The 25,697-nt window shown below is 41.4% G+C and carries 27 protein-coding genes; 9 read left to right on the top strand and 18 right to left on the bottom strand.

The genetic code is table 11. The features are described from left to right. Position 1 precedes the first annotated feature (1 nt). Complete coding sequence (locus tag ACAY00_RS03130) at positions 2-601, bottom strand: aminodeoxychorismate/anthranilate synthase component II (RefSeq protein ID WP_371377119.1); 600 nt, start codon at positions 599-601, stop codon at positions 2-4. Between the two features lies 1 nt (position 602). Continuing rightward, positions 603-2,234 carry an anthranilate synthase component 1 gene (locus ACAY00_RS03135; RefSeq protein WP_371377122.1) on the bottom strand — a complete coding sequence of 544 codons (1,632 nt, stop codon included), beginning with the start codon at positions 2,232-2,234 and terminating at the stop codon, positions 603-605. 531 nt (positions 2,235-2,765) lie between these two features. Here ACAY00_RS03135 and rnm point away from each other — a divergent pair. The 5 genes from rnm to rluB are packed head-to-tail and all read left to right on the top strand — an operon-like array spanning position 2,766 to position 6,646. After that, positions 2,766-3,632 carry an RNase RNM gene (rnm, locus tag ACAY00_RS03140; protein WP_371377124.1) on the top strand — a complete coding sequence of 289 codons (867 nt, stop codon included), beginning with the start codon at positions 2,766-2,768 and terminating at the stop codon, positions 3,630-3,632. Positions 3,633-3,648: 16 nt separating this feature from the next. After that, a complete protein-coding gene (locus ACAY00_RS03145) occupies positions 3,649-4,269 on the top strand; it encodes an L-threonylcarbamoyladenylate synthase (RefSeq protein ID WP_371377127.1) in 621 nt (206 codons plus the stop codon). Between the two features lie 20 nt (positions 4,270-4,289). Next, on the top strand, positions 4,290-5,138 hold the full coding sequence (locus ACAY00_RS03150; protein ID WP_371379522.1) for a segregation and condensation protein A: 849 nt from the start codon (positions 4,290-4,292) through the stop codon (positions 5,136-5,138). 26 nt (positions 5,139-5,164) lie between these two features. Next, the gene (scpB, locus tag ACAY00_RS03155; RefSeq protein ID WP_371377129.1) at positions 5,165-5,725 is read left to right on the top strand and encodes an SMC-Scp complex subunit ScpB; all 561 of its coding nucleotides are present in this window, start codon (positions 5,165-5,167) and stop codon (positions 5,723-5,725) included. 42 nt (positions 5,726-5,767) lie between these two features. Further along, positions 5,768-6,646 carry a 23S rRNA pseudouridine(2605) synthase RluB gene (gene rluB / locus ACAY00_RS03160; RefSeq protein ID WP_371377132.1) on the top strand — a complete coding sequence of 293 codons (879 nt, stop codon included), beginning with the start codon at positions 5,768-5,770 and terminating at the stop codon, positions 6,644-6,646. 230 nt (positions 6,647-6,876) lie between these two features. Here rluB and ACAY00_RS03165 read toward each other — a convergent pair whose 3' ends face one another. From ACAY00_RS03165 to ACAY00_RS03185, 5 genes are all read right to left on the bottom strand, one after another. Further along, the gene (locus ACAY00_RS03165; RefSeq protein ID WP_371377134.1) at positions 6,877-7,284 is read right to left on the bottom strand and encodes a hypothetical protein; all 408 of its coding nucleotides are present in this window, start codon (positions 7,282-7,284) and stop codon (positions 6,877-6,879) included. Between the two features lie 202 nt (positions 7,285-7,486). Further along, positions 7,487-7,900, bottom strand: coding sequence for a hypothetical protein (locus tag ACAY00_RS03170; protein ID WP_371377137.1), 414 nt, complete (start codon positions 7,898-7,900; stop codon positions 7,487-7,489). A gap of 91 nt (positions 7,901-7,991) precedes the next feature. Continuing rightward, the gene (locus ACAY00_RS03175) at positions 7,992-8,495 is read right to left on the bottom strand and encodes a methylated-DNA--[protein]-cysteine S-methyltransferase (protein WP_371377140.1); all 504 of its coding nucleotides are present in this window, start codon (positions 8,493-8,495) and stop codon (positions 7,992-7,994) included. Between the two features lie 9 nt (positions 8,496-8,504). Then, on the bottom strand, positions 8,505-9,470 hold the full coding sequence (locus tag ACAY00_RS03180) for a DNA-3-methyladenine glycosylase (protein WP_371377143.1): 966 nt from the start codon (positions 9,468-9,470) through the stop codon (positions 8,505-8,507). A gap of 87 nt (positions 9,471-9,557) precedes the next feature. Next, on the bottom strand, positions 9,558-10,232 hold the full coding sequence (locus ACAY00_RS03185; protein ID WP_371377146.1) for an arylesterase: 675 nt from the start codon (positions 10,230-10,232) through the stop codon (positions 9,558-9,560). Between the two features lie 319 nt (positions 10,233-10,551). Between ACAY00_RS03185 and ACAY00_RS03190 the strand changes: the two genes are divergently transcribed. Then, the gene (locus ACAY00_RS03190; protein ID WP_371377148.1) at positions 10,552-12,102 is read left to right on the top strand and encodes an FG-GAP repeat domain-containing protein; all 1,551 of its coding nucleotides are present in this window, start codon (positions 10,552-10,554) and stop codon (positions 12,100-12,102) included. Then, entirely contained in the window at positions 12,095-12,478 is a 384-nt protein-coding gene (locus ACAY00_RS03195; protein ID WP_371377151.1) for an MGMT family protein, read from the top strand. The genes ACAY00_RS03190 and ACAY00_RS03195 overlap by 8 nt, the downstream gene beginning before the upstream one ends. Before the next feature lie 37 nt (positions 12,479-12,515). On the opposite strand, the gene ACAY00_RS03200 is transcribed toward ACAY00_RS03195, so the two are convergent. The 4 genes from ACAY00_RS03200 to ACAY00_RS03215 form a co-directional block, all read right to left on the bottom strand. Next, the gene (locus tag ACAY00_RS03200; RefSeq protein ID WP_371377154.1) at positions 12,516-13,115 is read right to left on the bottom strand and encodes a glutathione S-transferase family protein; all 600 of its coding nucleotides are present in this window, start codon (positions 13,113-13,115) and stop codon (positions 12,516-12,518) included. A gap of 139 nt (positions 13,116-13,254) precedes the next feature. Continuing rightward, positions 13,255-13,674 carry a DUF6691 family protein gene (locus ACAY00_RS03205; RefSeq protein ID WP_371377157.1) on the bottom strand — a complete coding sequence of 140 codons (420 nt, stop codon included), beginning with the start codon at positions 13,672-13,674 and terminating at the stop codon, positions 13,255-13,257. A gap of 9 nt (positions 13,675-13,683) precedes the next feature. Next, on the bottom strand, positions 13,684-14,097 hold the full coding sequence (locus tag ACAY00_RS03210; RefSeq protein WP_371377160.1) for a YeeE/YedE family protein: 414 nt from the start codon (positions 14,095-14,097) through the stop codon (positions 13,684-13,686). A gap of 23 nt (positions 14,098-14,120) precedes the next feature. After that, positions 14,121-14,420 carry a metalloregulator ArsR/SmtB family transcription factor gene (locus tag ACAY00_RS03215; protein WP_371377163.1) on the bottom strand — a complete coding sequence of 100 codons (300 nt, stop codon included), beginning with the start codon at positions 14,418-14,420 and terminating at the stop codon, positions 14,121-14,123. A 234-nt stretch (positions 14,421-14,654) separates the two neighbouring features. On the opposite strand from ACAY00_RS03215, the gene ACAY00_RS03220 reads away from it, so the two are divergent. Further along, a complete protein-coding gene (locus ACAY00_RS03220) occupies positions 14,655-16,313 on the top strand; it encodes an FAD-dependent oxidoreductase (RefSeq protein ID WP_371377165.1) in 1,659 nt (552 codons plus the stop codon). A gap of 74 nt (positions 16,314-16,387) precedes the next feature. Here ACAY00_RS03220 and ACAY00_RS03225 read toward each other — a convergent pair whose 3' ends face one another. From ACAY00_RS03225 to ACAY00_RS03250, 6 genes are all read right to left on the bottom strand, one after another. Further along, the gene (locus ACAY00_RS03225) at positions 16,388-16,846 is read right to left on the bottom strand and encodes an Hsp20 family protein (protein WP_371377168.1); all 459 of its coding nucleotides are present in this window, start codon (positions 16,844-16,846) and stop codon (positions 16,388-16,390) included. Positions 16,847-17,157: 311 nt separating this feature from the next. Continuing rightward, positions 17,158-17,838, bottom strand: a complete 681-nt coding sequence (gene tpx / locus ACAY00_RS03230) for a thiol peroxidase (RefSeq protein ID WP_371377171.1) — start codon at positions 17,836-17,838, stop codon at positions 17,158-17,160. A 569-nt stretch (positions 17,839-18,407) separates the two neighbouring features. Next, positions 18,408-19,622, bottom strand: coding sequence for an ABC transporter permease (locus ACAY00_RS03235; protein ID WP_371377173.1), 1,215 nt, complete (start codon positions 19,620-19,622; stop codon positions 18,408-18,410). Positions 19,623-19,632: 10 nt separating this feature from the next. Beyond that, on the bottom strand, positions 19,633-20,943 hold the full coding sequence (locus tag ACAY00_RS03240; protein WP_371377176.1) for an ABC transporter permease: 1,311 nt from the start codon (positions 20,941-20,943) through the stop codon (positions 19,633-19,635). 10 nt (positions 20,944-20,953) lie between these two features. Beyond that, positions 20,954-21,664, bottom strand: a complete 711-nt coding sequence (locus tag ACAY00_RS03245; protein ID WP_371377179.1) for an ABC transporter ATP-binding protein — start codon at positions 21,662-21,664, stop codon at positions 20,954-20,956. Between the two features lie 39 nt (positions 21,665-21,703). Further along, positions 21,704-22,981, bottom strand: a complete 1,278-nt coding sequence (locus ACAY00_RS03250) for an efflux RND transporter periplasmic adaptor subunit (protein WP_371377182.1) — start codon at positions 22,979-22,981, stop codon at positions 21,704-21,706. Positions 22,982-23,154: 173 nt separating this feature from the next. Here ACAY00_RS03250 and ACAY00_RS03255 point away from each other — a divergent pair, with 173 nt between their 5' ends. After that, complete coding sequence (locus ACAY00_RS03255; protein WP_371377185.1) at positions 23,155-24,045, top strand: hypothetical protein; 891 nt, start codon at positions 23,155-23,157, stop codon at positions 24,043-24,045. A 60-nt stretch (positions 24,046-24,105) separates the two neighbouring features. On the opposite strand, the gene lnt is transcribed toward ACAY00_RS03255, so the two are convergent. After that, a complete protein-coding gene (lnt, locus tag ACAY00_RS03260; RefSeq protein WP_371377188.1) occupies positions 24,106-25,695 on the bottom strand; it encodes an apolipoprotein N-acyltransferase in 1,590 nt (529 codons plus the stop codon). Positions 25,696-25,697: the final 2 nt, after the last annotated feature.

Consider the following 25,697-nt stretch of genomic DNA (forward strand, 5'->3'; position numbering starts at 1 on the left):
GTTATTCCTGCAATTGCTGATCGAGCAAAAAGTCAAAGCTTTGCTTAATGAGTTGACTGCCTTTTGAGGTTAAAAGTGACTCTGGGTGAAATTGAAACCCCAAGGTTTTATCTTTTTTGTTCGCAACGGCCATAGGCAACTGCTTGTATTCTGCCAGCAATTCAAGTTGCTCTGGCATGATGGTTGCCACCAAAGAATGGTACCTGGCGACCGGCAGCGGTGAAGGTAGGTTAATAAATGGTCCCTGTTGTTGATGGGTGATGAGTGACGCTTTGCCATGAACAATCTCACCTGCACGGTCGACTTTTCCGCCGTAATGTTCGACTAGCGCTTGGTGACCCAAACAAATACCAAAAATGGGAATTTTACCGACCGCCAATTTAATCAACGCCATTAAACAGCCAGCGTTTTGAGGATCGCCAGGGCCTGGAGATAACACTAAAATGACCGGCTCTTGCTGTTGCTGGATTTGCTCAAAAATATAATTGGCATCAATGGTGTTACGATAAATGATGGGCTCAAAGCCAAGCGCCTTAAATTCGTCAACTAAGTTGTAGGTAAATGAGTCCAGGTTATCGAGCATAAACAATTTTACCGACATTTTACTGTTCTCCGTTATCGTAGGTTGCTAAAAGCTGATTTTTCGCTTGATTGGCTATTTGAATCGCTTTAATGACAGCTTGCGCTTTTTGTCTGGTTTCATCCGCTTCAGCCTGAGGCGTTGAGTCAAAAACAACACCAGCACCTGCTTGGACATGGGCAATGGAGGATTTGACAAAAGCAGACCGAATGACGATACATGTGTCCATGTCTCCGTCGCCATTTAAATAGCCAACGGCGCCGCCATAACTGCCGCGTCGCTTGCCTTCTATTTTACGAATTAGCTCGGTCGCTTTTACTTTGGGCGCTCCTGATAGGGTGCCCATATTCATGCAAGCTTGATAAGCATGCAAGGCATCAAGGTCATCAGAAAGGCTACCACACACTCGTGAGACTAAATGCATGACATGCGAGTAACGATCAACTTTTAGCAGTTCAGCAACGTGACGAGTCCCTCCTTTTGACACCCGAGCAATGTCATTACGTGCTAAATCGACTAGCATCAAATGTTCGGCTTTTTCTTTCTCATCGTTTCGAAGTTCAAGCTCAATTCGACCATCTAAATCTAAATTGTATTCGCCATTGTCTTTAAACCCTCGGCCTCGGGTGCCGGCGATAGGATAGAGTTCGACTTGACGCGTTTTTTGGGTAAATTTTAATGCCGACTCTGGTGAGGCGCCAAACAACACAAAGTTGTCATCCTTAATATAAAACATATATGGGCTTGGGTTGGTTTGTTTTAACGCCTGATACGCTTTGATTGGATCGGTGCATGGCAATGAGAAGGTTCTAGAAGGCACAACTTGAAAAATATCACCGGCAAGAATGTGCTCTTTTAAAGAATCTACTTGTTGGCAAAATTCGAGGTCAGAAATATCTTCTTTGGCCTTGGGTTGCGTTTCGGTCAATGACAAGTCTAGCCTTGCAAACAAGTACGGGGTGGCACAAAGGCTTTGTAAATACTCTATTTGTTGCAACAAGCTTTGTTGACATTGCTGCTGATTGGAGCCACTAAAGACATTGGCGAGGATTTCGGTTGTTTGTTGTTTATGATCGATAATCAGCAGCGTTTCAGCCAAATAAAACACATAATCAGGACACACGTTGTCGCTGTCTTTCACTGTCGGCAGTTCTTCGGCTAATGAAATCAGATCAAAGGCAAATATACCGCCTAAAAATATGGCAAAGGGATGCTCTTCTATCGCGTCAAGGGATTGGATTTCCCTTAAAACCTGCATCGGGTTGTTGCTTTTTAAGCGGCTAAGTTCATCCAATGGCTGTGTTTGTTCTGCAAAGCTTAACTTTAGAAAGTCATTTGAACTGGCTTTAAAAGTGACATCCTTGTTGAATTTAGGGGCGGCAAAACGCTGCTGTAAGAATGCAATAACAGCTTCACCATTTTTGCTTTTGGCCGCGATGGAGACCTCTTGACCATGACATTCTATTTTAACGGCAGGGTCGACTAAAATCAGACTTTTTAAAGCCCGTTTATCGCTAATTTCTGCCGATTCTAATAACAAGGTATTGCTGGTTTTTGCTGACAGGTGTTGAAAAAGAGCCAAAGGATCTGGTTGATAAGGCGCACCAACGCTGTGACTATTAACAAAGCCAGGGGTCAATTGAGGCATAAACATTATAATTTTCCCTCAGTATTTATTGGCACTAGGGACATGGTTGTCGTGTTTTGTATGCGAAAATCTGTGTTCATGGTTTTATCCTGTGAGCGTCTAAGTGATTAACTGGTGCTATTACATTGTTATTACCAGAGTAACCAAGCTTGCAATGTGTTATTACTGTTTTTGCCTCTAACTTCCTGATTGTAAACGAATTTACGATGTGCTTAGATTGTTTTTCGGTGCCAACTATAAAGCCAAAAAACAAAAAACCCGCTTGTGATAAGCGGGTTTCGATAAATTTTGCCTGTCACAAAGCTCACAACCCGTTATGTTGAGTTATGCCACCACCAAATTGAAATCATGTTTTGAAGTTGAGCCATTGTGCGTGTCCGTAAGTTTATTTTTACCGTTTTACTTATTTATAGGCGCTGTTGTTACCACCAACTTGAACAAGGTTTACTGATTAAATACCTGTTCATTTTATCGGGATATCAGTAAACTGTAGTTACAATTATAGGAAACAGCATTATTGCAGTGAAGTCAACCTAAATGAGCGAAAAAAATCAGGTTAATATGGAACCTTTACGAGTTGATTTACACAGCCATACCAATTGCTCTGACGGTCACTTAACTCCGCAAGAGTTGATTGATAGAGCGTGTAACTATCAGTTGGATCAGTTAGCCATTACTGATCATGATACAGTGTCTGGATTTGAACAAGCTAGCCAGTATATTAATGAAAATCAGCTGCCCTTAACGCTTATTTCTGGCATTGAGATTTCGACCTTATGGCAAAATTTTGAAATACATATTGTCGGGCTAGGGCTTGATGTTAAACACCCTAAGGTGCAGGCATTAATTTCACGCCAACAGCAAAGTCGAGAGCTACGGGCTCAATTAATGGCTGAAAAACTAGCAAAAGCCGGCTTTGAAGACTGTCTTTTACAGGCGCAAGAGTTGGCTCAAGATGGGAGCATTACCAGAGCTCATTTTGCTCGTGTTTTACAGCATCGAGGGGTGGTTAATACGATGCAAAAAGCGTTCGATAAATATATCGGTAAAGGGCGTCGTGCTTACGTTAAACCTCAATGGTGTCGCGTTGACGAAGCGGTTGATGTTATCAAAGCAGCCGGTGGTTACAGTGTTATCGCACACCCATTAAAGTATGATTTATCAACCAAATGGTTACGTCGATTAATTATTGATTTTAAAGACGTTGGTGGTGATGCTATGGAAGTTGCATCTTGTCAATTAAACCAACAACAGAGAAAATTATTGATTGAGCTATGTCATCAATATGATTTACAAGGTTCAATAGGTTCAGATTTTCACTTTCCCACGCCTTGGAGTGATTTAGGGCGAAATTTAACCTTACCCGAACCGCTGCCATTGGTTTGGCAAAATTGGACCCAATAAATATTAAGGATTAAAGATGAGTCAGTTTTTTTACATGCATCCAGACAATCCGCAGCAACGATTAATCAAACAAGCTGTGGACATTATACATAACGGTGGCGTTGTGGTTTACCCTACCGACTCAGGCTATGCGCTGGGCTGTCATATAGGTGACAAAAAAGCCTTAGAAAGGATTTGTCGGATAAAAAATATAAAGAAAGATCATAACTTTACCTTGTTGTGCCAAGATTTATCTGAGCTTTCAGTCTATGCCCGTGTTGATAACACAAATTTTCGCTTATTAAAAAATAATACCCCAGGTCCATATACCTTTATCTTTAAAGGGACCAAAGAAGTACCAAAGCGGTTGTTAAATCCCAAACGAAATACCATAGGTATTCGTATCCCCAATAACAAAATTGCGATGGATTTATTGCAAGCCTTAGGTGAACCGTTAATGTCAACGACCCTCATCTTGCCGGATCAAGAACATGCTGAACATGATCCAGAGCAAATCAGAGATATGCTAGAAAAGCAGGTGGATTTGATTTTAAATGGTGGTTATTTGGGCGAGAAACCAACAACAGTGATTGACTTATCGGAAGATTTTCCAACGATCATTCGAGTTGGTGAAGGCGATCCTACGCCTTTTGAATAACCAAGTAAGGGAAGAACGTGTTGAGCGAGCTCATTACCAAGAACCAACACAATTTGGCTAAAAGCGACGAAAAATCGGGCGCATCGGTTATGGTGCAGCAGGTTTTGCCATTGGCTTTAGTGCATGGTAAAGCGGTTATTGAGCAGCCAAAAGATTTATTTATCCCGCCAGATGCGCTTGAAGTTATCTTAGAAGCTTTTGAAGGGCCGCTGGATTTATTGTTGTACCTTATTCGCAAACAAAAATTTGATATTCTCGATTTGCCCGTTGCTGAGATAACCCGACAATATATGGATTATGTCCAGGTGATGAAGTACGTCAAGCTTGAATTAGCGGCTGAATACTTGGTAATGGCGGCCATCTTAGCGGAAATAAAGTCAAGATTATTGCTTCCTAAAACCACGATAGAAGAGGATGAGGAAGATCCAAGGGCTGAACTTGTTCGACGCTTGCAAGAATACGAAGTGATTAAAAAAGCAGCCGAGAATATAGACGCCATGCCTCGCTTGGAACGAGACTATTTTGAAGGGGGAGCCGAGTTGCCAGAGGCCTTCGCCCCAAAAATTATTCACAGCGAAGTCTCATTACAAGACTTGGTATTCGCTTTGCGCGGTGTATTAAAGCGGGCACAAGCATTTGAGCATCATCACATTCAACGCGAACAGTTGTCTACCCGAGAACGCATGGCTTATATATTGACCTGCCTAAAACAGCAACGTTATATAGAATTTAGTCAATTGTTTGAACATCACGAAGGACGCTCTGGGGTTGTGGTGACATTCTTAGCTGTACTTGAGTTGATCAAAGAGTCATTAATTGACTGTATTCAAGCGCAAGCCTATGGCCCAATCCAAGTCAAACTTAAATAGGGATAAAAGGAAATTTACCACACGCTATGAAAACTGTGTCGCCGTCTGAGTTGGTTTCAATCATTGAAGCCATGTTATTTGTTAGCAATAAACCGCTTTCGGTTAAGCAAATTTATCAAACCCTAAGTGAAGAGGTTAAATTAACCCAAAAACATGTGCTTAGTGCTTTACAACAACTAGAAAAAGACTATGATCAGCGCGGTATAGAGTTAGTACAGGTTGCCTCTGGCTATCGATTTCAAGCGATTAACCGCTATAGTGATTACATCGCCTTGTTATTTAAAGAAAAAGCCCCCCGTTATTCACGGGCATTATTGGAAACATTGTCATTAATTGCTTATAAGCAACCGATTACCCGTGGTGAAATTGAAGATATTCGCGGTGTTGCGGTAAGTAGTTATATAATAAGAACTCTACAAGAAAGAAATTGGATTCAGGTCGTTGGACATAAAGACGTTCCGGGACGCCCCGGTTTGTACGGCACAACGAAAGAGTTTTTAGATTATTTTACATTAACATCGTTGTCCGAATTGCCCGAATTAATGCCCGTCAGTGATCTGAATATTGCCGCCGATGATGGCGAATAGAGTTCAGTAAGTAAATTTACTGAATCAGAATGAGTTTATTAAATGTCTGAAAAATTGCAGAAAGTATTAGCCCGAGCAGGTAAAGGCTCGCGTCGAGAAATGGAAGCCGTAATAAGTGCCGGCCGAGTCAGTGTTGATGGTAAAGTAGCTTACCTTGGTGATCGTGTTGAAGGGACAGAACAAATACGATTAGATGGTCACCCTGTTAAGATAGCACAAAGTGATGAACAACCTTGTCGAGTGTTAGTGTACAACAAGCCTGAAGGTGAGATGTGTACACGTAAAGATCCCGAGGGAAGACCGACTGTCTTTGACCGTTTACCACCGATTGATGGCAGTCGTTGGGTTGCTGTCGGTCGTCTTGATATAAACACTTCAGGTATGCTTATTTTCACTAACGATGGTGAACTCGCTAATCGCTTAATGCACCCGTCGCATGAAGTTGAGCGAGAGTATGCGGTACGTGTATTTTGTACCGATGTGGAAATTAATGAAGCCATGTTGCAAACGCTTCGCCATGGGGTGAAGTTAGAAGACGGTATGGCCAAGTTCAATAAAATTATCTACAAGGGCGGTGAGGGACGTAACCACTGGTTCCATGTGGTCTTAACCGAAGGTCGTAATCGGGAGGTTCGTCGCCTGTGGGAAAGCCAAGGGGTGCAAGTCAGTCGCCTTATTCGTGTTCGTTATGGTGACATGCAAATGGATCGCAGATTGCCTTTAGGTGGTTGGATAGAGCTGGGCCTAAAAGACGTTAACTACTACCGTAAATTGGTACAATTACCTGTAGAAACCAAATCAAAAGTGAAAGTTGACGAGAAGAAAATCGACAATAATAAAAGTCGAAAAATTCGTAAGAACGTCAAAAAACACCAACAACGTCAGGCACAGGGGCAACAAACCCGCCGACGTCGAAAATAGACCAAAGCCCAGCTAAGCTGGGCTTTTTTTTATAAAATATCCGAGCACTGTCAACAATTACGGTATCGTTGAATCTATTTATGTAAACGAATAGCAGGTAAATTTTTCTTTGTTTTATACCAATCCGATTAAATTTTTGCTCACCAGCGATAATTTAATCCAAGGGGTAGTATTCGTGGCATGAGCACAGGGTCACAAAAATGCTGGTAAAGTAGAACACAGGAAGAGAACTAAGGTTGGGCATTAAAGTTAACCGACTTTTGTACTTCAATACCGCAGTTTTCGCCATACGAAATATACACCGTGTGTTGCTTGGCTTGTTTCGCTTTTACAAAGTAACCGGCTTTTTCAATGCCATCTTCAACAAAAAGATCCAACGCTATAGTTAAGTCAGGGGTGTCGGTATCACCTAAAACCAACATAATACTTTGCAATGTATGACCGTTAATTTCTTGTGATGGCGTAATGAGTACGGAGTAAGTATCTTCAACAAGGCTTGGCACTATACTGATGTGATCAGCATATTTTGCATCGCGTAAGCGTTTTTCTTGTTCCGAGATCAGGCAATTTGCGTTTGCCGAAAAAATACCGAGAATACATAGGCCAGATAAGGCTTTCAACAAAATCATCTTACTCATTTGACTCTCTATTTTATTTTTATTTTTATTGATTTTAGGTGTATTTATTACAACCCTATTAATCAATAACTTAGGTTATTAAGATGGGTAAAGCAAATATTATAGAGATCTAATTTAGATAATTTTGTTTGCCTAAAAAGGCTAATAAGCAATATCTAGAAAACAAATTTAAAGGCAAAGAAGCATATTTTACAAGGTATTTTTACGCTTGTTTGGCGACCGGATTGGGGGGGCTATTTTCTGCTAATTGGGCCCCTTGGTTTTCCCTTTTAGGTGATATTCTATGGCTCGCTTGGCTTGCCATCAGATGCGCAGCAAAGCGTTTGTGCTTGGCTGAAGCGAACCAATCTTTGCTAATGATGTTACGCTGCAATGCGCCTTGAAACACTCTTACGGGGTATTGGGCGTAGTAATATTGTGTGGCCTTAATATGAGCGTCGGTATTTGGCGTTTGTTGGCAACGTTGTTGTTTAAGCTCACTAACTAGGGCTTGTAATAACTGAGGCTGAATGTCGGTCACTAACCAATCAATAAATTGATTATATTGTTTGGCCTGATAAAGCTTATACGCCATAAAAACCAAAGCCACGCTGGCAGCCAGTATCAAAAATTCCATTGGTCGGTATCTCGGTCAATATAATCAAAAACAGCAAGCATTCTAACACAAGTTTCTGGTTGAAAAAGACTTGCCTTACTGAACTCGTTAATTATCCTATCGACGGTTTAAAATAGGCACCTTCGAGCATTAACAACTTAGCTTTTAGACCTATGCCACCAGCATAGCCAGTTAGAGTTTGGTCTTTACCGATAACGCGATGACACGGTACTATGATGGCTACTTTATTGGCGCCATTAGCGGTTCCCACCGCCCTTATTGCTTTTGGATTATCGATTTGCTGAGCAAGTTCTAAATAACTTATGGTTTTACCACAAGGTATGGTGGTCAGTTGTTGCCAAACCTTTTGTTGAAATGGTGTTCCTTGCTGGGCAATAGGTAAGTCAAATGAGGTTCTTTGTCCTGAAAAATATTCAATAAGCTGTTGTTTTGCATTGTGTAAATGCACAGGTGCCTGGTTATCAATTGGCTTATAGCCAGGTTTTATTTGTGCTGGCGCTTTGCCCTGTTGAAAAGCCACTTGTTGCAAGCCGTGTTGGTTGGCGATGATGGCTATATCGCCATACTCGGTGGTAAGAATATCAAAATAAATCATCTTAAAGCCTTAATGCGTTAACGATTGCCATAAATAGATGGCGGCATAAGCTCGCCAAGGTCGCCATGACTGTGCAACAACAATGATTTGCTTAGGTGTCACTTTAGTTCCATGTTTGCTGAGCGCCTTTATGAGCCCTAAATCGCTGGCCGGAAGCGCATCATTCATCTTAAGTCCACGCATGGCAATATAGTTGGCAGTCCAAGGTCCAATGCCTTTGACTGCACATAATTGTTGGGTAAATCTTTCATAGTCAGAATCGGTATTTTTGTTGAGCGCAAAAACGTCCGGGAATTGGCGATAAAAAACAGCCCAATTTTGTAATGTTGTGATCCGAGTTTGGGTTAAGCCTATCTCGTTAAAGTTGGCGTTTGCTAAGCGCAGGTCCGTTGGAAAAAAATAACCAAGCTCATTTGGGTATTGTACCAAGGCGCTGTTCTGGACCTTATCACCATAACGATGAGCAATGCGTTTGGCAATGGTGGTGGCCGCCTTAACCGAAATTTGTTGGCCAAGAATGGCCCGAACAGAAAACTCAAATAGATCCCAACAACCAGGAAGTCGCAGACCTGGATACTTAGCCATAATGGGCTTTAGTTGTTGATCTTGGCTTAGGTGCTGGTGAATACGGTTAAGATCGCAGTCTAAATCAAACATTTTACGAACTTTTTCAATAATATCATCAATGTATTTGTATTCTGACAGTTCGATATAGAGTCTCAAATGTTGCTCTTGCTCAGGTTTCGATACTTCAATCCAACCTTCAATGTCTTTATAGCAAATTGTTCGTTGGTATGTATGCTCAACGTATTCAACTTTAGGGATCATCCTCTGTTTAAAAAAGTTAAGCATCAAAGGCCAATTAAGATCGCCTTGAAAAGGTAAAACATATACTTGCCCTTTACCATTTTTGGCGGCCAGATTATTTTGATTGATTACGTTAATTTCAACCTTAGGGTCGAAGTGTTTGCTCACTTTGTATCGCTCACTTTAAGGTTTTAAGCTCATAGCTTTAAACCGATTTTTATCAGGTTGAATTATCAGATTGATTGTTCAACCCCGTTAAATGATGTTTTGTTGTTGCATCAGTTCGGCAATACGCTGTGCTAAAGCTCGATACCCAGCCTCGTTAAAATGAACCGGATCCGATTTCATTTCGGGACTTCGCATTAGCTCAGCAATGATCCCATCTTCAAGAACCAATTGATGCTCATCACTAAGTTCATGGTAAAAGCTCGCAGAGGACGAAAATAAGCTTTTTTCTGGTACCGCAACCAGCATCACCTGAATACCTTGCTGTTTTGCTAAAGAGATCATATCGCTTAAGTTTCGCTTAGTCTGGTCAAGGTCTTTATTTTGTAATATGTCATTACCGCCCTCAAGTAATATGAGTAAATCCGGCTGATGAGTGCTTAACGCTTGTGGTAAACGCCTCAGACCTTGAGCGGTTGTTTCACCACTGATCCCCGCATTGATAACATCTACTTCAATAAGTTGGGCTAACACACTGGGGTAACTAAAACTTTTATCCACGCCTTTGCCGGCCGTTAAACTGTCACCAAAGGCTAAAATTTTAGCATCGTAAGGTAGCGGGTTTAATTGAGGTTGTGAGCATGCACTTAGCAAGGATAGGACAAAGCCAAGAAATACTAGATAGCGTAAAAAGATGCTTGTTCTTTGTTTATTCTTTTGATTATTAAGATGATTACTGCCATTGGGCCAATATGTAACTTTCATTTGACCTGCTTCCCTATTCAATTTAAACCTATGTTGTTTATGCTACGCGAAATTGTTTTTACTTTACATCACGAAATATTCGGATCGAAAAAATACTTAGTTCTTTGACCTATTTGTGCCGCCCTCAGCGTCCTGATATATGCGCTATCACCTAGTGTAAAAGCAAATTTGTTAAGGCAATGGCATTTAACAACATATTTATTTACATAAAAATTCCTAACAATTGGCCAAATATGAGCAACAAAAGATGATCTAGGATGGTTCTTTATTCATACTAACTTCCATTGTGTGATCATTATTTATTGGGAAATGAAACGATATGAGGTTGATTAATCGGCATCAAGAACTCGCTAGCGAAAAATCTATAATGCTGTTTTTTAGAGGTTTTATATCGACAGCGTTACTCTGTTACTTATTTTTTAATAAAGCGTGGGCGCAAGATTACTTTGTCTTTAATCAATATGACATTGTGGCGCCTTTTAATATTTCACAAGCGCCATTAAGTGCTAATTTATTGCCAAACTATGGTAATGAACTGATATTAATCGGTGAGAAAAACGGGGATCATAAGCTCGCATTATTTGCTTGGACCGAAGACAGTCAATCTTACCAAATGCTGCGACAAGTAGACCTCCCAAAAACTTTCTTCTCATTCGATTTAGGCGAGGTCGATGCAGACGGTTTGCAATCACTATACTTTTTAACCAGCAACCAAGTTATGCAGTTTAAACCCACAGCAGATGAATTCTATCAGCCCATTTTAGACGTCCAATCTATCTACATAAATTCACACGCGCACTACTTACGGCAAGCTGATTTTGTTGTTGATATTAATAAAGATGGCCTTGCCGATGTGGTCTTAGCCGACTTTGCTCATTTAAATGTTTATATACAGCAATCCAACACTCAGTTTATCGCACAAAAGATCCCTATATCACCAACCGTAGAAATTTTTGATGGCAGCGTCAGCTATACTGAAAAACCATATTATTTTGTCGATATGACGATGGATAACTTACAAGATATTGTCCTTTCTGGTGATGGCGAGTTGCAGGTTTATGTACAGCAAAAACAAGGCAAGTTTGACCTTAACGGTAAAAGTATTTCGATAAACCCATCCATTACTGGGGTGAATTGGTGGGATACCCGCGGGGCAGATGGTCAAAATTTAGATCAAAGTAATTTAAAGCACCGAACCATTGAACATCTTATCGATATCAATAATGACAACCTGCCTGATATGGTGGTGCAATATACTCAAAGCTCTGGGGTATTGGATAAAAGTAACGACTATGAAATATATCTCGCCAGCGTCGTCAAAGGGGAGTTAGTGTATCCTGCTCAAGCCAGTTCTTTGGTTAAAGCTCAAGGCACATTAACCGATCTTGATTTTATTGATATCGATAATGATGCGCAAAAGGAAATCATGACCTCATCTTTTGATATTTCGGTATCGCAAATTATTTCAGCGTTATTAACCGGCAGTGTTGATCAGGATGTACTCATATATGCCCTTAATAGCGATAATGAATACCAAACCAAAATCAGCAAAGAAGTGGAATTAACGTTTAACTTAACCTCGGGTAAAAGTGGTTCACCGGTGATTAAAATGACCGACCTTAATGGCGATGGGGTGAAAGATTTGGTGTTGTCTTCTTCAGAGCAAAAGCTCAGTGTCTATCCAGGAAAAGCTAAAGGTAACCTGTTACATAAAAAAGCCCAAAAGCTTGCGGTAAAACTCCCTAAAAATGGCGCATTGCTAAGCAGTGAAGATTTAGATCAAGATGGGCGTTCAGAGCTTTTAGTGCGCTATAGCTTAGAAGATGGGGAAGATATGCAGTCAAGATTATTGGTGGTTAAGGTTGAGTAAGAAAGAAAACCAAGAAAAACGGGCACAAGCTGTCGTAACGTCATCACCACATTATCAACCAATATGGCACATTGTGCAGCTCATTCCTAAAGGTCGTGTCGCCACTTATGGACAAATAGCTGATCTAGCGGGTTTGCCAGGGCGTTCGCGTTTCGTGGGAAAGGCTTTAGCCAATGCGCCAAGTTCATTAAACCTGCCTTGGTTTAGAGTGATTAATTCACAAGGGAAAATATCATTTTTGCCAAATTCTACGCGCTATAAAGCACAGTATGAGCTATTACAAACAGACGGCATTGTGCTGTTAAATGGCAAAATTAAACTGTCGGAATTTCAATGGCAGCCTGACTTGCCTCAATTACTGCAACTACCTTATTAACATGCATTTTTATTGTGGTGATTTTCGTCACACCGTTTTAGTAACACAAAGGGCAGTAATTAGGTTGTTGTTCAACACGACTTAGCCATGCTTTAATCGCAGGGTAGTTTTTAATATCTACCCCCCCTTCATAGGCAACATGGGTATAAGCATATAAACTGATGTCAGCAACCGTATATTGCTCATTTACTAAAAAGGTTTTGTCGGCTAAGTGCTGCTCCATAACATCGAGAGCATGGTAACTTTGTTGTTGTTTTTGCTTTAACTCTTGTTGTCTATCTTGTGGCGAGTCCAAATACAACTTTATGTAACGCGCCACCGCAATATTGGGCTCATGATAATACTGCTCAAAAAATTGCCAACGTAATACTTGGGCAAATAACCAAGGGTCTTTGGGCACGAGTTCAGAGTCTTTAGCAAGGTAATTAATGATGGCGTTTGATTCGGTTAAAATACTGCCATCTTCACGCTGTAGCAAAGGGATTTTGCCTTGGGGATTAAGGGCAAGAAATTCAGGGGTTCGGGTATCACCTTGGGTGATGTCCATTTCTCGCCAAGTATATGCTTGTCCAAGGTTAGAGCAGACGAGTTGAAGTTTGTAGCAATTACCCGATTTGCTATCACCATATAAAATCATCACTATTCCTATTATCGTATATTTATTGCACGATAATTATACTGTACAAATAAATCAGAAACTTGCAAACGATTTTAAAGACTAATAAGCAAAGCATTAAGAAAAGGGCTGCAAACTTAAATTTACAGCCCTAATGATATTACGATTGTCGTTTACTAGCGATTGGTGCACACAGTAAACCAACCAACATGGCGGCGACAAAATACAGTAAATCGGCCGTCGGGTAAGACAAACTGGCAATCGCAGGGCCTGGACATAAACCTGCCAAACCCCAACCAATACCAAATAAAACAGCGCCTACAATTAACGGCTTATCGATATCTGTTTTGCTCGGTAGACTAAACTTTTTGCTAAGTATTGGCTTATCCTGGTGTTTGACGATAAGAAAATACCCAGGAACAAACACCAATAAGGCGCCACCCATCACAAATGCCAAATCAATTTGCCAGTTGCCAGTAATATCTAAAAAGCCCATGACTTTTTCAGGATCTACCATGCCCGAAATAGCGAGGCCTAAACCAAATAAAATACCGCTAATTAATGCAATAATCTGAGTCATTTTTGCTTCCTAAATAAACTGATTTCTAAGATAAACCGTAACAACAGCCACGACCATAAATATACAGGTTGCAATGATAGAGCGTTGAGATAATCGACCCATACCACAAATGCCATGACCACTGGTACAGCCGTTACCGATACGAGTACCAAAGCCAACTAGAAAGCCAGCAATAATCATTAGCCAAGTAGGGGTTGAGAAGCTCTGTACTATCGTCGCGCCAAAATAGTTAACCGCGATAAACGCTCCCAGCAACATGCCAAGAACGAATAAAAATCGCCATAATATGTCTTTTTGTTTTGGGCTAATTAATCCGGTTAATATTCCGCTGATCCCAGCAATTTTGCCATTAAATAACAACAGGAGTAGGGCAGAAATACCCAGTAAAACACCGCCGATTAAAGCGTTATAAGGGATGGTCATAGTATTCACTTATATGTATATGGTTAAGGTTTCGGACAGTACAATTCATGCAATGTACCAATGAGGTGTGCGATATTGCTATCGGCAAGGCTATAAAAGACTTGTTGCGATGACTTTCGATCGCAAATTAATCCATGCGATTTTAAAACTTTTAAGTGTTGAGAAAACGCAGACTGACTTAACGTTGAATTTTGTTGTAGTTCTGCAACGCTCATTTCCCCATCGATTAACTGACATAAAACCATCAATCGATCAGGATGTGCCATTGTTTTCAATAGGTTAGAAACTTCTTTTGCATTTTCTTGCATTAGATCAAAGTCCAAATGTCGACTCCTTTTAAATTAATACCTGCCGTTAGGCTCTGTTTTGTCAGTATTATTTTGTAAAAAGACTCCTAATAGCAAGCACAGTGTATGCTAAATTTTATATTAGTCAACACTTATAGAGGTCAGTCTAAATTAGTGTTATCTAAATTAGTAATATCTAATTTGGTGTGATACAGTGCCATCATCATTCGTTTGGATCTTTACGATCATGTATAAAAATTTGAGGTAGATATGAAGAAAATAGTCATTGTAGGTGGCGTTGCCGGTGGAGCCTCTGCCGCTGCGAGAGCAAGAAGGTTGTCAGAGTCGGCAGACATTATCATGTTTGAGCGTGGCCCGTATGTCTCATTTGCAAACTGTGGTTTGCCTTATCATATTGGTGGCGATATTCGCCAACGAGAGGCACTCATTTTACAAACTGATGAAAGTTTTGATCAACGCTTTAATGTAAAAGTTAAATCACACACCGAAGTTATGGCAATTGATCGTGAAAACAAACGAGTCCGAGTGACCAACTTACTTACCCAAGAGCAATACGAGCAGCCTTATGATGTCTTGTTATTAAGCCCAGGTGCTAAACCGTTAATGCCACCGATTACCGGTTTAACCAATCCTTACACCTTTTCTTTGCGCAATATTCCCGACATGGACGCGATTATTGCCAAGTTAGAAAGTCAGACGGTAAAACATGCCACCGTTGTGGGCGGCGGTTTTATTGGCTTAGAGATGCTCGAAGCGTTTCATCAGCGTGGTATTGATACCACTTTGGTTGAATTGGCAGATCAAGTTATGGTGAGTATTGATAAAGAAATGGCTGGCTTTGTACATGCAGAACTTAATGAGCGAGGTATTGACTTAAAGTTAAGCCAAAAGTTGGTAGAGGTACAATCAAACGAAGCGCATACAGGCCACAATCTTACCCTGCAACTCGACTCAGGCCAACAGGTGTTAACGGATATGTTAATAATGGCAACGGGGGTCGCGCCAGAAACTGGGTTGGCAAAACAAGCCGGTTTAAAACTTGGTGAGCTTGGCGGAATTTGGGTTAATGGACATATGCAAACCAGTGATCCGAGTATCTACGCCGTTGGTGATGCTATTGAAACCATTGATTTTGTCACTAAAACACCGACCTTAGTGCCACTGGCCGGCCCAGCAAACCGACAAGGTCGGATGGCCGCTGATAATATGCTTGGCGCCAGTGAGTCATATCAGGGGACTCAAGGCACGGCGATCTGCAAAGTTTTTGATTTAGCAGTAGGCTCAACAGGTAAAAATGAGAAACAATTAAAACGTGCCAATATCGCCTATGAAAAAGTCTACGTCCATACCGCAAGCCATGCAAGCTACTACCCAGGTGCAGAAATTGTCTCTTTAAAGCTGTTATTTGCCCCTGACACTGGGATTATTTTAGGTGCACAAGCCGTCGGCAAAGACGGTGTTGATAAACGTATCGATGTGCTGTCGGTTGCGATGAAAACTAAAATGACGGTTGCGCAATTGCAACATGTCGAGCTCTGTTATGCTCCGCCTTTTGGTAGTGCTAAGGATGTGATTAACCAAGCCGCTTTTGTCGCCACCAATATTTTGCGAGGTGATATTAAGCCCGTACATTTTGATCAAGTAGATAATGTAACGTCGAAACAACTATGGCTAGATGTTCGTAAACCGATAGAGCTTGAACGAGTAGGGCAGATAGCGGGAGCGATAAATATTGAAGTTGACGAATTACGACAACGCCTAAATGAGCTCCCCAAAGACAAAGAAATTTTAGTGTATTGTCAGGTTGGTTTGCGCGGTAATGTTGCTTGTCGTATGTTGGCCAATCATGGCTTTAAGGTGAAAAACTTGGTGGGTGGCTATCGAACCTATCTTTTTAGTCAAAAATAATAACATAAAAAGCCCGGCGCGAACCGGGCTTGCAAAAATAGGGAAGTAAAATTTAAATAGCGAGCAATTCAGGCTTATTCTGCAGAGCTTTCCAATAAGCTCTTACCATTAATGGCAATCTTACGTGGTTTTAAAGCTTCTGGAATTTCTCGCTCGAGGTCAATATGCAACAACCCGTTTTCCATTTGTGCACTGATCACTTTGACATGATCGGCAAGTTGGAATTTACGTTCAAAATTGCGTTCAGCAATGCCTTGATATAAGAACGTTCGGTTGTTGTCTTTATCGTTATTGGTTTTGGTACCCGTTACGATTAAAGCGTTATCTTTGGATTCAATATCTAGCTCACTTTCAACAAAACCGGCCACCGCCATGGTAATACGATATTTATCGTCGGCTATTGATTCAATGTTGTAAGGAGGATAAGCAGGTTGTTTTTCTGCTCGTGTGGCTTTATCCATTAATGAAGCTAAATGCTCAGCACCAATAAATGAACGGTAAAGTGGGCTAAAATCTGTTGTAAATGTTCGCATAATCATATCCTATCTATTTAGCAATATGTGAATCAGAACGTTGCGATGGTTCTGAACGTTAAAAGTGCCTTTCACGTTGAACAGGCGGTTTAAAAATCCGATATTAAAGCGGATTGTAGACCCTTTATGGCGACTACAATTAATAGATGGGAGCGAACAAATATTTTTCAAGGGAAAAGATAAAAAAAAGAAAAATATTTTTTATCTTATTGTTTTTTTAGGGTTTGTGTCGAACTTTTTTAAGTTTAGACTTTGCCTGTCTTGGCGTGTCAGCAAAGGTGACACACCAAGGCAGCAACGATATTGGCTTGTTAGTCTGCGCTTGTTGGCGCCGCGACTGCTTCGCTATCGCCTGTTGTTAATGAGGTTTCTTCATCTTCCTCAGCGGCACTTGGCGATGGTTCTGTGCCATTAACCGCTTCTTGCACTGCCATCAACGCTTCATCGTATTTAGGGTGAGTTGAAATATTACTAACCAATTCTTTATAGGTGATTTTATTATGCTTATCAATCACAATGATTGCCCGGCTTAATAACCCCATATCTTTAATTAATAAGCCATATTTGGCGCCAAAGTCACGCCATACTGAATCGGATAAAACTTTCAGTTGGTCGACAGACTCAGCTTGGCAAAAACGTTTTTGGGCAAACGGTAAGTCGTTACTGATGGTCAACATCACTACATCTTCTGGTAAATTAGCAACCTCTTCGTTAAACCGCTTGGTTTGCAATGAGCAAACCCCTGTGTCTAAACTTGGCACCACTGAAATCATCACTGTTTTACCTTTAAAGTCAGACAGGGTAACCGGAGAAAATCTTTCGTCGACAACTTTAAAATCCGGTGCTTGTTGACCCACTTCAACTTGGTCACCCAATAAAGTGATGAGTTTACCCCCTGCGGTAACTAAACCAGAGGTTTTATGTAAGTCTTCATGGGCTTGCGCATGGAAACACAGCGCTAAAACGATGGTGGTGATAATTTTCTTGTGCATGGTTATTCCCCATTTTATGCATTTGCGAGCCGTGTTAAAACGTTCAGGCTTTGGTATGAGCAACGTTCTGACTCGACGGTAAAAATTTTTAGCTCTCACAATAATGTGAATGTATTTTTAGCGATAACAAACCCACTTCGTACATCTTGCTTACAGGGTTTGCCATCGTGGTCACTAATTGAATGTATATCTGCTACTAATATATCAGCCTTAGTTCGGTTTACCTAACTTACCGATAACGCTTCCAATTGCTATTACCTTGTTTATTCATGGTCTAAAAATCTAATATTGGTAACGCTATACAGTATAACCTTGGATATTCGTTATTAAAAAGCTTTGCTATGAACTTAGCCAAAACCGATACGAATCAAGTAACGATTAAGGCTAAGCTTTCGTTCACTTTCAACACGTTAAATAAGTAGGGGGTCAATAGGATGCCATAGAGAGCGCGTTTAAGCATTATCTCAAGGCGCCCTATTTTAAGCCACTTTGGCCATGGAAAATTAAAACACTGACAGGCAACAAGTCTGAGCTAATGGTCAACAGACTTGTTGTTGATGGCGACTCGTTTATACCGTTCTAGTTGCAATCGCCGGAGAAATTAAAGTCGCTTTACGGGCCGGGTAAAGCACCGCGACTTGGCCAACAATATAGAGAATGACAACCCCTAACCCAATAAGCCAAGGGTTAATGGGGGACATTGACAGGGTGTTTACCAACCAAATGTTGAGTGCAATAGCCCCCGCTGCACCTAAGGCCACACCAAAGCTGGATATGATAAAGTTTTCAATCATAAAAAAGCTTAAAATTTGACTTTGGGTTGCTCCAAGGGCCCGACGAGTGCCAATTTGTTTGGTGCGACGATTGATACTAAACATCGCTAAACCAACAATACCAAAGCCTGTAATCAAGGTTAAAGTAATCACCACAACGGTTAAAATTTTATTCACCGCATTGTGACCGCGATAACTGCGCTCTCTGACGTCGTTCATGCTGGTCACTCGACGAATGATCCTGCCCTGATTGCTGTTTGCTAGCGCTGCTTCAATTTGTGGCATTAATTCATCACGGCGCCCTGGTTCGGTTCGTATCATAAAGCGACCACCCGATGTTTCCATTTTAAACGGTACTAACATGCTTCTTTCGACATTGCCCCAGCTATGCCAAGGTGCTTGCAAGGTATCAACAATACCAATGATTTGAATCGCCTGATGTTCTGCGATATAGACGGTTTTACCCACCGCTCCTTGCCAATCATCAGGAAATAAGCTTTCAGCCATGGCTTTGCTGACAATGGTTTTTGCCGGCCAACCCGATTGGGATTGATCTCGCCATTGAATATCGGTGGGGGCAAAATTTTGACCTGAGATTAATTCTATGCCCATGGTGTTGATGGCATGATCATCTACCATATATACCGCAACCCCAACCGTGTCTTTGCCTTCGCCTGCTTCGGTTTGCAAGCCCATAGACCAACCTCCGCCACTTAAAGGGATAGCGTTAATTTGAATCGCATCAACGACCCCAGGAGTCTGTCGGATTAGTGCCAAATCGTCTTCTAAATTCACTTGCTGGTTATAATCTTGCGCAAAAATAGTGTTGGTTAAATGAAAAATATTGTCTTCATCTAATCCGCTAGGGCGTTGCATTTGTTGATTGCGTTCTTGGATCATAAAAATGGCATTGACCATGATGGTTAAGGTCAAGGCTATTTGTAAAGCGATAAGCACCGCACCCACCTTGTTGCGCATTAAAGCGCGAAAAATTAATCCAAATTCTGACATTATTTGCCTCCTACTGCGCTTTAAGTTGTTGTGATGGTTGTACGTTACAGGCTCGCCATGTGGGGTATATGCCAGCTAAAATAGTGCAAACAATGGCAATGATTAGAGCCAATATAAACATTGGAATGTCTAGGGAAGTGAGTCCGGTTAAGATGTCGCCATACAGGGCATCAATGCCTTTTAAGCCCAGCCAAGCAAACAATAAGCCCATAACCCCACCAGCAAGGCCAATACATGCCGATTCAATAATGTACTGCAAGAACAAGGTTTGTTTGCTGGCTCCCAAGGCTTGGCGCAGGCCAATTTCTGAAGCTTTACCAAGAAATTTTGATAACAACAAACCAACGGTATTTAACAAGCAAACAATTAAGAACATCAATGACATTGTCATCATCATAATCGCATCATCAGCAACCACTTCTTGTTGTTCTAACCACTCGGTCACATTGGGTAAGCGGTTGTTGGTCGGGCGTTGAAATCGGCCCAAATCTTTTTGTTGTTCGGTGTAAGCATTTAAAAAGCTCATATAGTCGTTTTTGGCGCTAAGGTTGGGCAGTTCAACCCAAAACTGCAACCACACACATTCGGATTGTAAGAAAGCGTCAAAACCATCACCAACGGGCTTCCAACAGTTGGTGTTACCACTACGACCGATCTTTTGCTCGGTGAGCATCGAAAACGGGACAAAAATTTCTTCGGAATCATTAAATGCCCCCGTCGAAATGTCATAAAACCTTGGTTTAGGATCCCAATAATCAATTACCCCAACCACTTTGTAGTAGTAACCGTTTATCTTAATCGTACGGCCAACCGAATTTTCGCCGCCAAATACTCGCTGATTAACCTCACGATTAAGCACAACCACCTGTTCTTTATTAATATCACTGTTATGATCCCAAGAATCACCATAAATAAACGGCACATCGAACATGCTGAAAAAGTCAGCTGAGTTTGCTCTGGCAGTTACCATAAAAGGTAAAGAACCTTGTGTTTCTGGTTCTATGACCCCATTCGCTTGTGCTTGAATACTCTGTTTTGCTGCCATCTTTGCTTCAAATAAAGCGATACCATCACGATAGGTTACTTGATTAGGTGGGCTACCATCGTCACGAAAGGGCTGATTCAGATCCCAACTGTCGAGCTGCACATTGTGCAAAACCGAACTTTTGTGAGGAATTGGGTTCGATGACATTAAATAGTTCACCGTAACTGTGGTCATGGTCGCGCCGATGCCAAGACCTATGGCAATGACCATAAGTAATGATAAGCCCCAATGTTTAAAAATGCTGATCCACGCCAGACGTAAATAATAAGTAAACATATTCACTCCCTTATGCAATCGCTTGAGTGGACGTGTGGATACGGCTATCAATGCTATCTACTTCGCTGACAATACCGTCTTTTACCCAAATTTTGCGTTTTGCCCGATTGGCCAATTCATTGTCATGCGTCACCATGATAATTGTTGTGCCTTGGCTATTGATCTCTTCTAATAGGCTCATCACACTTTGTGCCATGTGGGTATCTAAGTTTCCCGTAGGTTCATCGGCCAATAAAAACCTCGGCTCAGTCGCTAACGCACGAGCTATGGCAACACGTTGTTGTTGACCACCAGACAATTGGCTTGGCAGGTGTTTCATCCTTGAACCTAACCCTACTAAATCAAGATGATGCGCAATACGTTCTTTGCGCTCTGCACTTTTTAAACCGCGATAGCGCAAGGGCACATCGACATTATCAAATAGATTTAAATCGGGAATTAAATTAAAACTTTGAAAAATAAAACCGATTTTTTCGTTTCTTAATTTAGACCGTTGCTTATCGTTTAATTGGCTTATCGCTAACCCATCAAGGTCGTATTCACCCGCAGTGAAGGTTTCAAGTAATCCTGCAATATTTAAAAAGGTGGTTTTACCCGAACCCGAAGGGCCGGTCACACTGACAAAATCACCTTCGTTAACCTGTAGATTGAAATCGCGCAGAGCGTGCGTTTGAATGTTATCGGTGGTGAATACTTTGCTGATACTTTTCATTGTTAACATATTGTTTTCCTTGCTTTATAAAGTGATGCCAGGTTGTCTTTATTGGTTTAGTAAAATGGTTTCGGCGTTGTCGAACATATCGGTGCCGGAGATAATAATTTGTTGCCCTTTTTTAAGTCCGGATAAAATCTCAACACGACTTAAGCTTCTGGCACCAACTTCAATAGGGGTTTTATAAGCAATACCGTCGTTGACAACATAGGCAAAGCGTCCATTACTGCTGTCAAGAAATTGTCCGCGTTTTACTTGTAATACGTTTTCTCTAGACTCGAGTAAAATGCGACTGCTTAAACGTTGGTTTTGTCTCAGTCCTGGTGGTACTTGCTGATTGAAACGCACTCGACCAGTGACCTGATTGTTCAGTATTTCGGGGGAAATTGTCACCAGTCGAGCACTAAACGGTTGCTGTTCTACGTTAATTTCTACGTCCATACCAATGGCCAAGTCGTCGGCATAGCTTTCTGGGATCGCGACTTCTATCTCAAATTGTGATAAATCGACGACCATTAAAATCGGCTGATTTTTGCTGAGGTAAGTTTTGTTTTCGACATTTAAATTACCGACAATGCCATCCACAGGTGAAACAATGTACAAAGCGTCAACTTGGCGTTGTAAATCGCTCACCAATAACGTTTGTCGCTGGATTTGTAAGTCAATCGAATGCAGGTCAAAGGCTTGGCTTTCCTTGTCTAAATTGGCATCAGCAACCGCATGTTCGTATTGTAATTTTGCATTGGCTAAATCATCTTGAGCTTTTTCAAAGTCAATCTGGCTGATTGCGTTTTTATGGTAGGCCTTGTCTGCTCTGCGCTTTTCTCTATCTGCCGTGGTGAGAGCGACCTGCGCTAAATCCACCGCTTTTTGAGCAATAAGCTGTTGTTTTTTTGATTGGATTTGGGCGCGTTTATAACTGGTTTGTAAATTTTCCAAACTGGCTTTTTCTTGTTGATAGCGTGAAGTCAGCTCAGGGCTGTCTAAACTGGCTAAAAGATCACCCGAAGATACTTCACTGCCGGCGTCGATATGAAGGGTGATGGTGCCTTCTGCAGGAGCGTAGATGGTTGGGCTGATGGCGGCTACGACACGTCCTTGCACTGAAACGTCGCGAATAAAATCGCCAATATCAATGTGTCCTAGTCTTACCCGTTCCATCGAGATAGATTTATCGGCTTTGCTCCAGCGACTTGCTGCCGGCGCCAACTGCCATATTGCGATGATAACCGTTATGGCAATAATCAATAGTGTATATAATGTGCGTCGATAACCTGGTGGTTTAATAACAACCTGGTCTTGTGCACTGGTATCTGCGATTTTCATAAATTCCCCCGAACTTGATTCACAGTCGTTTTGTTATTTATGATTAGTCGCATGCAATCTGCAAAAGGTTGTAATTTAATTAATATATTTTTAACATTTGCGCGGATAATTATCGGTCTTGTCGCCTAATGACGAAAGATACACTTTAATTTTGGTGTCTATATGGAGAGTTTATGACAAATCGTCGAACCCACGCGAGCATTGGCTTGCGAGAGTTTTTTAGTGAACAATGGCAATATTTTACCTCAGCGCTGGCGACAAAATCTGACGACAAAAAATGGCAGAAAAAAAATAAACAGCGTTTACAGCAAACAATAGAGTCTGTCGTTGATGGTACCGATGCGAAGGTTCGTATGATCAGTGGTTATAAAGAAAAACTTCGGCGTTGTAGTCAAAGTCAAATTCAATATGTTGATGAGATGATAAAAGCATTTGAAGCGCCGTTGAGCTTATCAAAAACTGAGTTTAACAAGTCGGATTTATTGCAATCGATGTTTTATCGCTTTCATGAGCTTAGTCGTATTCTTGATAGTGATAAAACGTTGACCCAATGGCAGTTGCAAAACAGAGACCATCATGGCGATATTTATGGCTTATTAAAAGCGAGAGTGACTCAAAAGCAGGTATTAGCACCGACACTTATCGGCGATAATGTGGTGAATAATGTTCAGCAACAGCAGCTAGTCATTAGTGGTATAAGCTTGGTTGGTTTGGTTCGAAATGAAGATGCTTTAGCGCAACAGTTAAAAGCGTATTGTCATCAGCAAATTATCGAGCAATTAAAGTTACAGTTGGCGCCAATACTGGCTAGTGCGAAAGGGGTGGCGTGTCCTCTAAGCCCTGAAGATGTTGCCAGCCCAGAAGCCTATTTGTCACATTTACAACAATTAATGAGCGAGCCAGAAACGATATTAAGCCTCGAAAGCTGTCAGTACGAAACCAATCGTTTTGGCTTGTTGGCTAATGAGCATATTGAAGCCGATAGAAGGTTTAGATTTAACCGAATAAAATTAATCAACGAACAGAGTTACTTGCTGTTACCGATTAAGTTTACCGTATTATAAGTTTGCGACTCAGCGCTATTTGGCTTTATTAAGGCGCTTAAACGCGGCTTTAGGCTGGCTTTATACATTGGCGTTCGCGCGGTACTTAAAGTAGATAAATTTGCTGAACAAGCCGAATAAGAACAGGGCCAAGATGACTTTGTACAAGTAATTGGCGTAGTGACGATAAGGGGTATGGCTCGTTACTAAAGATATGTTATTCGATAAAATTGCTTGTTCAAACTGAGCGATGTCGGCGCTAATCTCACCTTTGTGGTCAATAAGTGCGGTTAAGCCATTGTTGGTCGCTCTTAACATTGGCAAGCCAAACTCAAGGGCGCGCATGCGGGCTATTTCTAAATGTTGATGAGGCCCGTGTGAATCACCAAACCATGCGTCATTACTCACGGTTAATAACACATCTGTTTGTTCGTTTATGTTAGCCGCCAATTGTTTTGGGAACGCTATTTCAAAGCAAATCAGGGGCGCAATATGTAAGCCATTGGCCATAATATTGGTTTGACTAAAATCGCCTCGACTGAACGACGACATCGGTAAATTAAATAATGGTGCAATGGGTCTGAGCAGATCTTCAAACGGTACAAACTCACCAATGGGCAGCAAATGGTGTTTGTCATAATGATTAGCATTGCGATAATAATAATCGCCGCTAATATCGTCAGGGTGCTTTTTACCAAGCACTAATAACCGATTAAAAAAGCTCTTTGAATGAATATCAAAATTAATCACCCCAGTAATTAAGCTACTGTTGTTATCTACCGCTTTTTGATCCAACATCATCAAGGTATCTTGAGCGAGAGGTTCCAGCCTTGGAATCGCCGCCTCCGGCCAAATAATTAACTGGTGATCAGTGTACAAGTCGGTTGTCATCTCGACATACAAATCGATAATACGTTGTTCTTGCTCTTCATCCCAGCGAAGTTCTTGTTTGATATTACCTTGCACCAAAGCGACACTTACTGTTTGCTGTCTATCATGGGTAAAGGTTTGTGCGCCTGCAACCAAGACTGACAATGCAATGGTTGCGATCACCAGCGTATTGGCCAATATATGGCGACGATAGAGGATGTTGACAGAGCTGACACAAAGCAGCATCAAACAAAAGGTAATGCCGGTTTCACCCACAATAGGGGCAAGAGCTGATAGGGGGGAGTCAATTTGGCTGTAACCTAGGGATAGCCAAGGAAATCCCGTTAAAAAATGGGCACGACAGTACTCTGCTAACAACCAGAAAAAGGGTAAATAATAGAGGTTTATTTGCTGTTGCCTTGTAAATTTCGCACTACACCAAGCCGCCAATGCGGGATATAGCGCTAAATAAAGACAAAGCAACGCCATTAATAATAACGAGATGATTAATGGCATGCCGCCAAATTGGGCAATACTAACGTGAACCCAACTAATGCCAACACTAAACCAGCCAAAACCAAAAACTAAGCCTTGGTAAAAAACGTGCTTAGGGGGTTGGTTGCGAAGTTGAGTTAGCCAAAAGGATACACACAGTAAGGTCAGTGGCCAAATCGAAAATGGTGCAAACGCGAAAACCATTAAGCCACCAGCAACAAAACTTGGCAGATAGCGAAATAAAAGGGCTATAACAGCATGAGCTTTGTTGCTAGGCTTAGTGGTTTGCATTGCGCTTTCTTGCATTA

Origin of the sequence: Thalassotalea sp. 273M-4 (genome assembly GCF_041410465.1) — a bacterium.
In the GTDB taxonomy this organism is placed as follows: domain Bacteria; phylum Pseudomonadota; class Gammaproteobacteria; order Enterobacterales; family Alteromonadaceae; genus Thalassotalea_A; species Thalassotalea_A aquiviva.

Bases quoted from the DNA above. Each gene is read 5' to 3' on its own strand.
- ACAY00_RS03130 (WP_371377119.1), bottom strand. From the start codon at position 601: ATGTCGGTAAAATTGTTTATGCTCGATAACCTGGACTCATTTACCTAC.
- ACAY00_RS03135 (WP_371377122.1), bottom strand. From the start codon at position 2,234: ATGTTTATGCCTCAATTGACCCCTGGCTTTGTTAATAGTCACAGCGTT.
- rnm (WP_371377124.1), top strand. From the start codon at position 2,766: ATGAGCGAAAAAAATCAGGTTAATATGGAACCTTTACGAGTTGATTTA.
- ACAY00_RS03145 (WP_371377127.1), top strand. From the start codon at position 3,649: ATGAGTCAGTTTTTTTACATGCATCCAGACAATCCGCAGCAACGATTA.
- scpB (WP_371377129.1), top strand. From the start codon at position 5,165: ATGAAAACTGTGTCGCCGTCTGAGTTGGTTTCAATCATTGAAGCCATG.
- rluB (WP_371377132.1), top strand. From the start codon at position 5,768: ATGTCTGAAAAATTGCAGAAAGTATTAGCCCGAGCAGGTAAAGGCTCG.
- ACAY00_RS03165 (WP_371377134.1), bottom strand. From the start codon at position 7,284: ATGAGTAAGATGATTTTGTTGAAAGCCTTATCTGGCCTATGTATTCTC.
- ACAY00_RS03170 (WP_371377137.1), bottom strand. From the start codon at position 7,900: ATGGAATTTTTGATACTGGCTGCCAGCGTGGCTTTGGTTTTTATGGCG.
- ACAY00_RS03175 (WP_371377140.1), bottom strand. From the start codon at position 8,495: ATGATTTATTTTGATATTCTTACCACCGAGTATGGCGATATAGCCATC.
- ACAY00_RS03185 (WP_371377146.1), bottom strand. From the start codon at position 10,232: ATGAAAGTTACATATTGGCCCAATGGCAGTAATCATCTTAATAATCAA.
- ACAY00_RS03190 (WP_371377148.1), top strand. From the start codon at position 10,552: ATGAGGTTGATTAATCGGCATCAAGAACTCGCTAGCGAAAAATCTATA.
- ACAY00_RS03200 (WP_371377154.1), bottom strand. From the start codon at position 13,115: ATGATTTTATATGGTGATAGCAAATCGGGTAATTGCTACAAACTTCAA.
- ACAY00_RS03205 (WP_371377157.1), bottom strand. From the start codon at position 13,674: ATGACTCAGATTATTGCATTAATTAGCGGTATTTTATTTGGTTTAGGC.
- ACAY00_RS03210 (WP_371377160.1), bottom strand. From the start codon at position 14,097: ATGACCATCCCTTATAACGCTTTAATCGGCGGTGTTTTACTGGGTATT.
- ACAY00_RS03220 (WP_371377165.1), top strand. From the start codon at position 14,655: ATGAAGAAAATAGTCATTGTAGGTGGCGTTGCCGGTGGAGCCTCTGCC.
- ACAY00_RS03225 (WP_371377168.1), bottom strand. From the start codon at position 16,846: ATGCGAACATTTACAACAGATTTTAGCCCACTTTACCGTTCATTTATT.
- tpx (WP_371377171.1), bottom strand. From the start codon at position 17,838: ATGCACAAGAAAATTATCACCACCATCGTTTTAGCGCTGTGTTTCCAT.
- ACAY00_RS03235 (WP_371377173.1), bottom strand. From the start codon at position 19,622: ATGTCAGAATTTGGATTAATTTTTCGCGCTTTAATGCGCAACAAGGTG.
- ACAY00_RS03240 (WP_371377176.1), bottom strand. From the start codon at position 20,943: ATGTTTACTTATTATTTACGTCTGGCGTGGATCAGCATTTTTAAACAT.
- ACAY00_RS03245 (WP_371377179.1), bottom strand. From the start codon at position 21,664: ATGTTAACAATGAAAAGTATCAGCAAAGTATTCACCACCGATAACATT.
- ACAY00_RS03250 (WP_371377182.1), bottom strand. From the start codon at position 22,981: ATGAAAATCGCAGATACCAGTGCACAAGACCAGGTTGTTATTAAACCA.
- ACAY00_RS03255 (WP_371377185.1), top strand. From the start codon at position 23,155: ATGACAAATCGTCGAACCCACGCGAGCATTGGCTTGCGAGAGTTTTTT.
- lnt (WP_371377188.1), bottom strand. From the start codon at position 25,695: ATGCAAGAAAGCGCAATGCAAACCACTAAGCCTAGCAACAAAGCTCAT.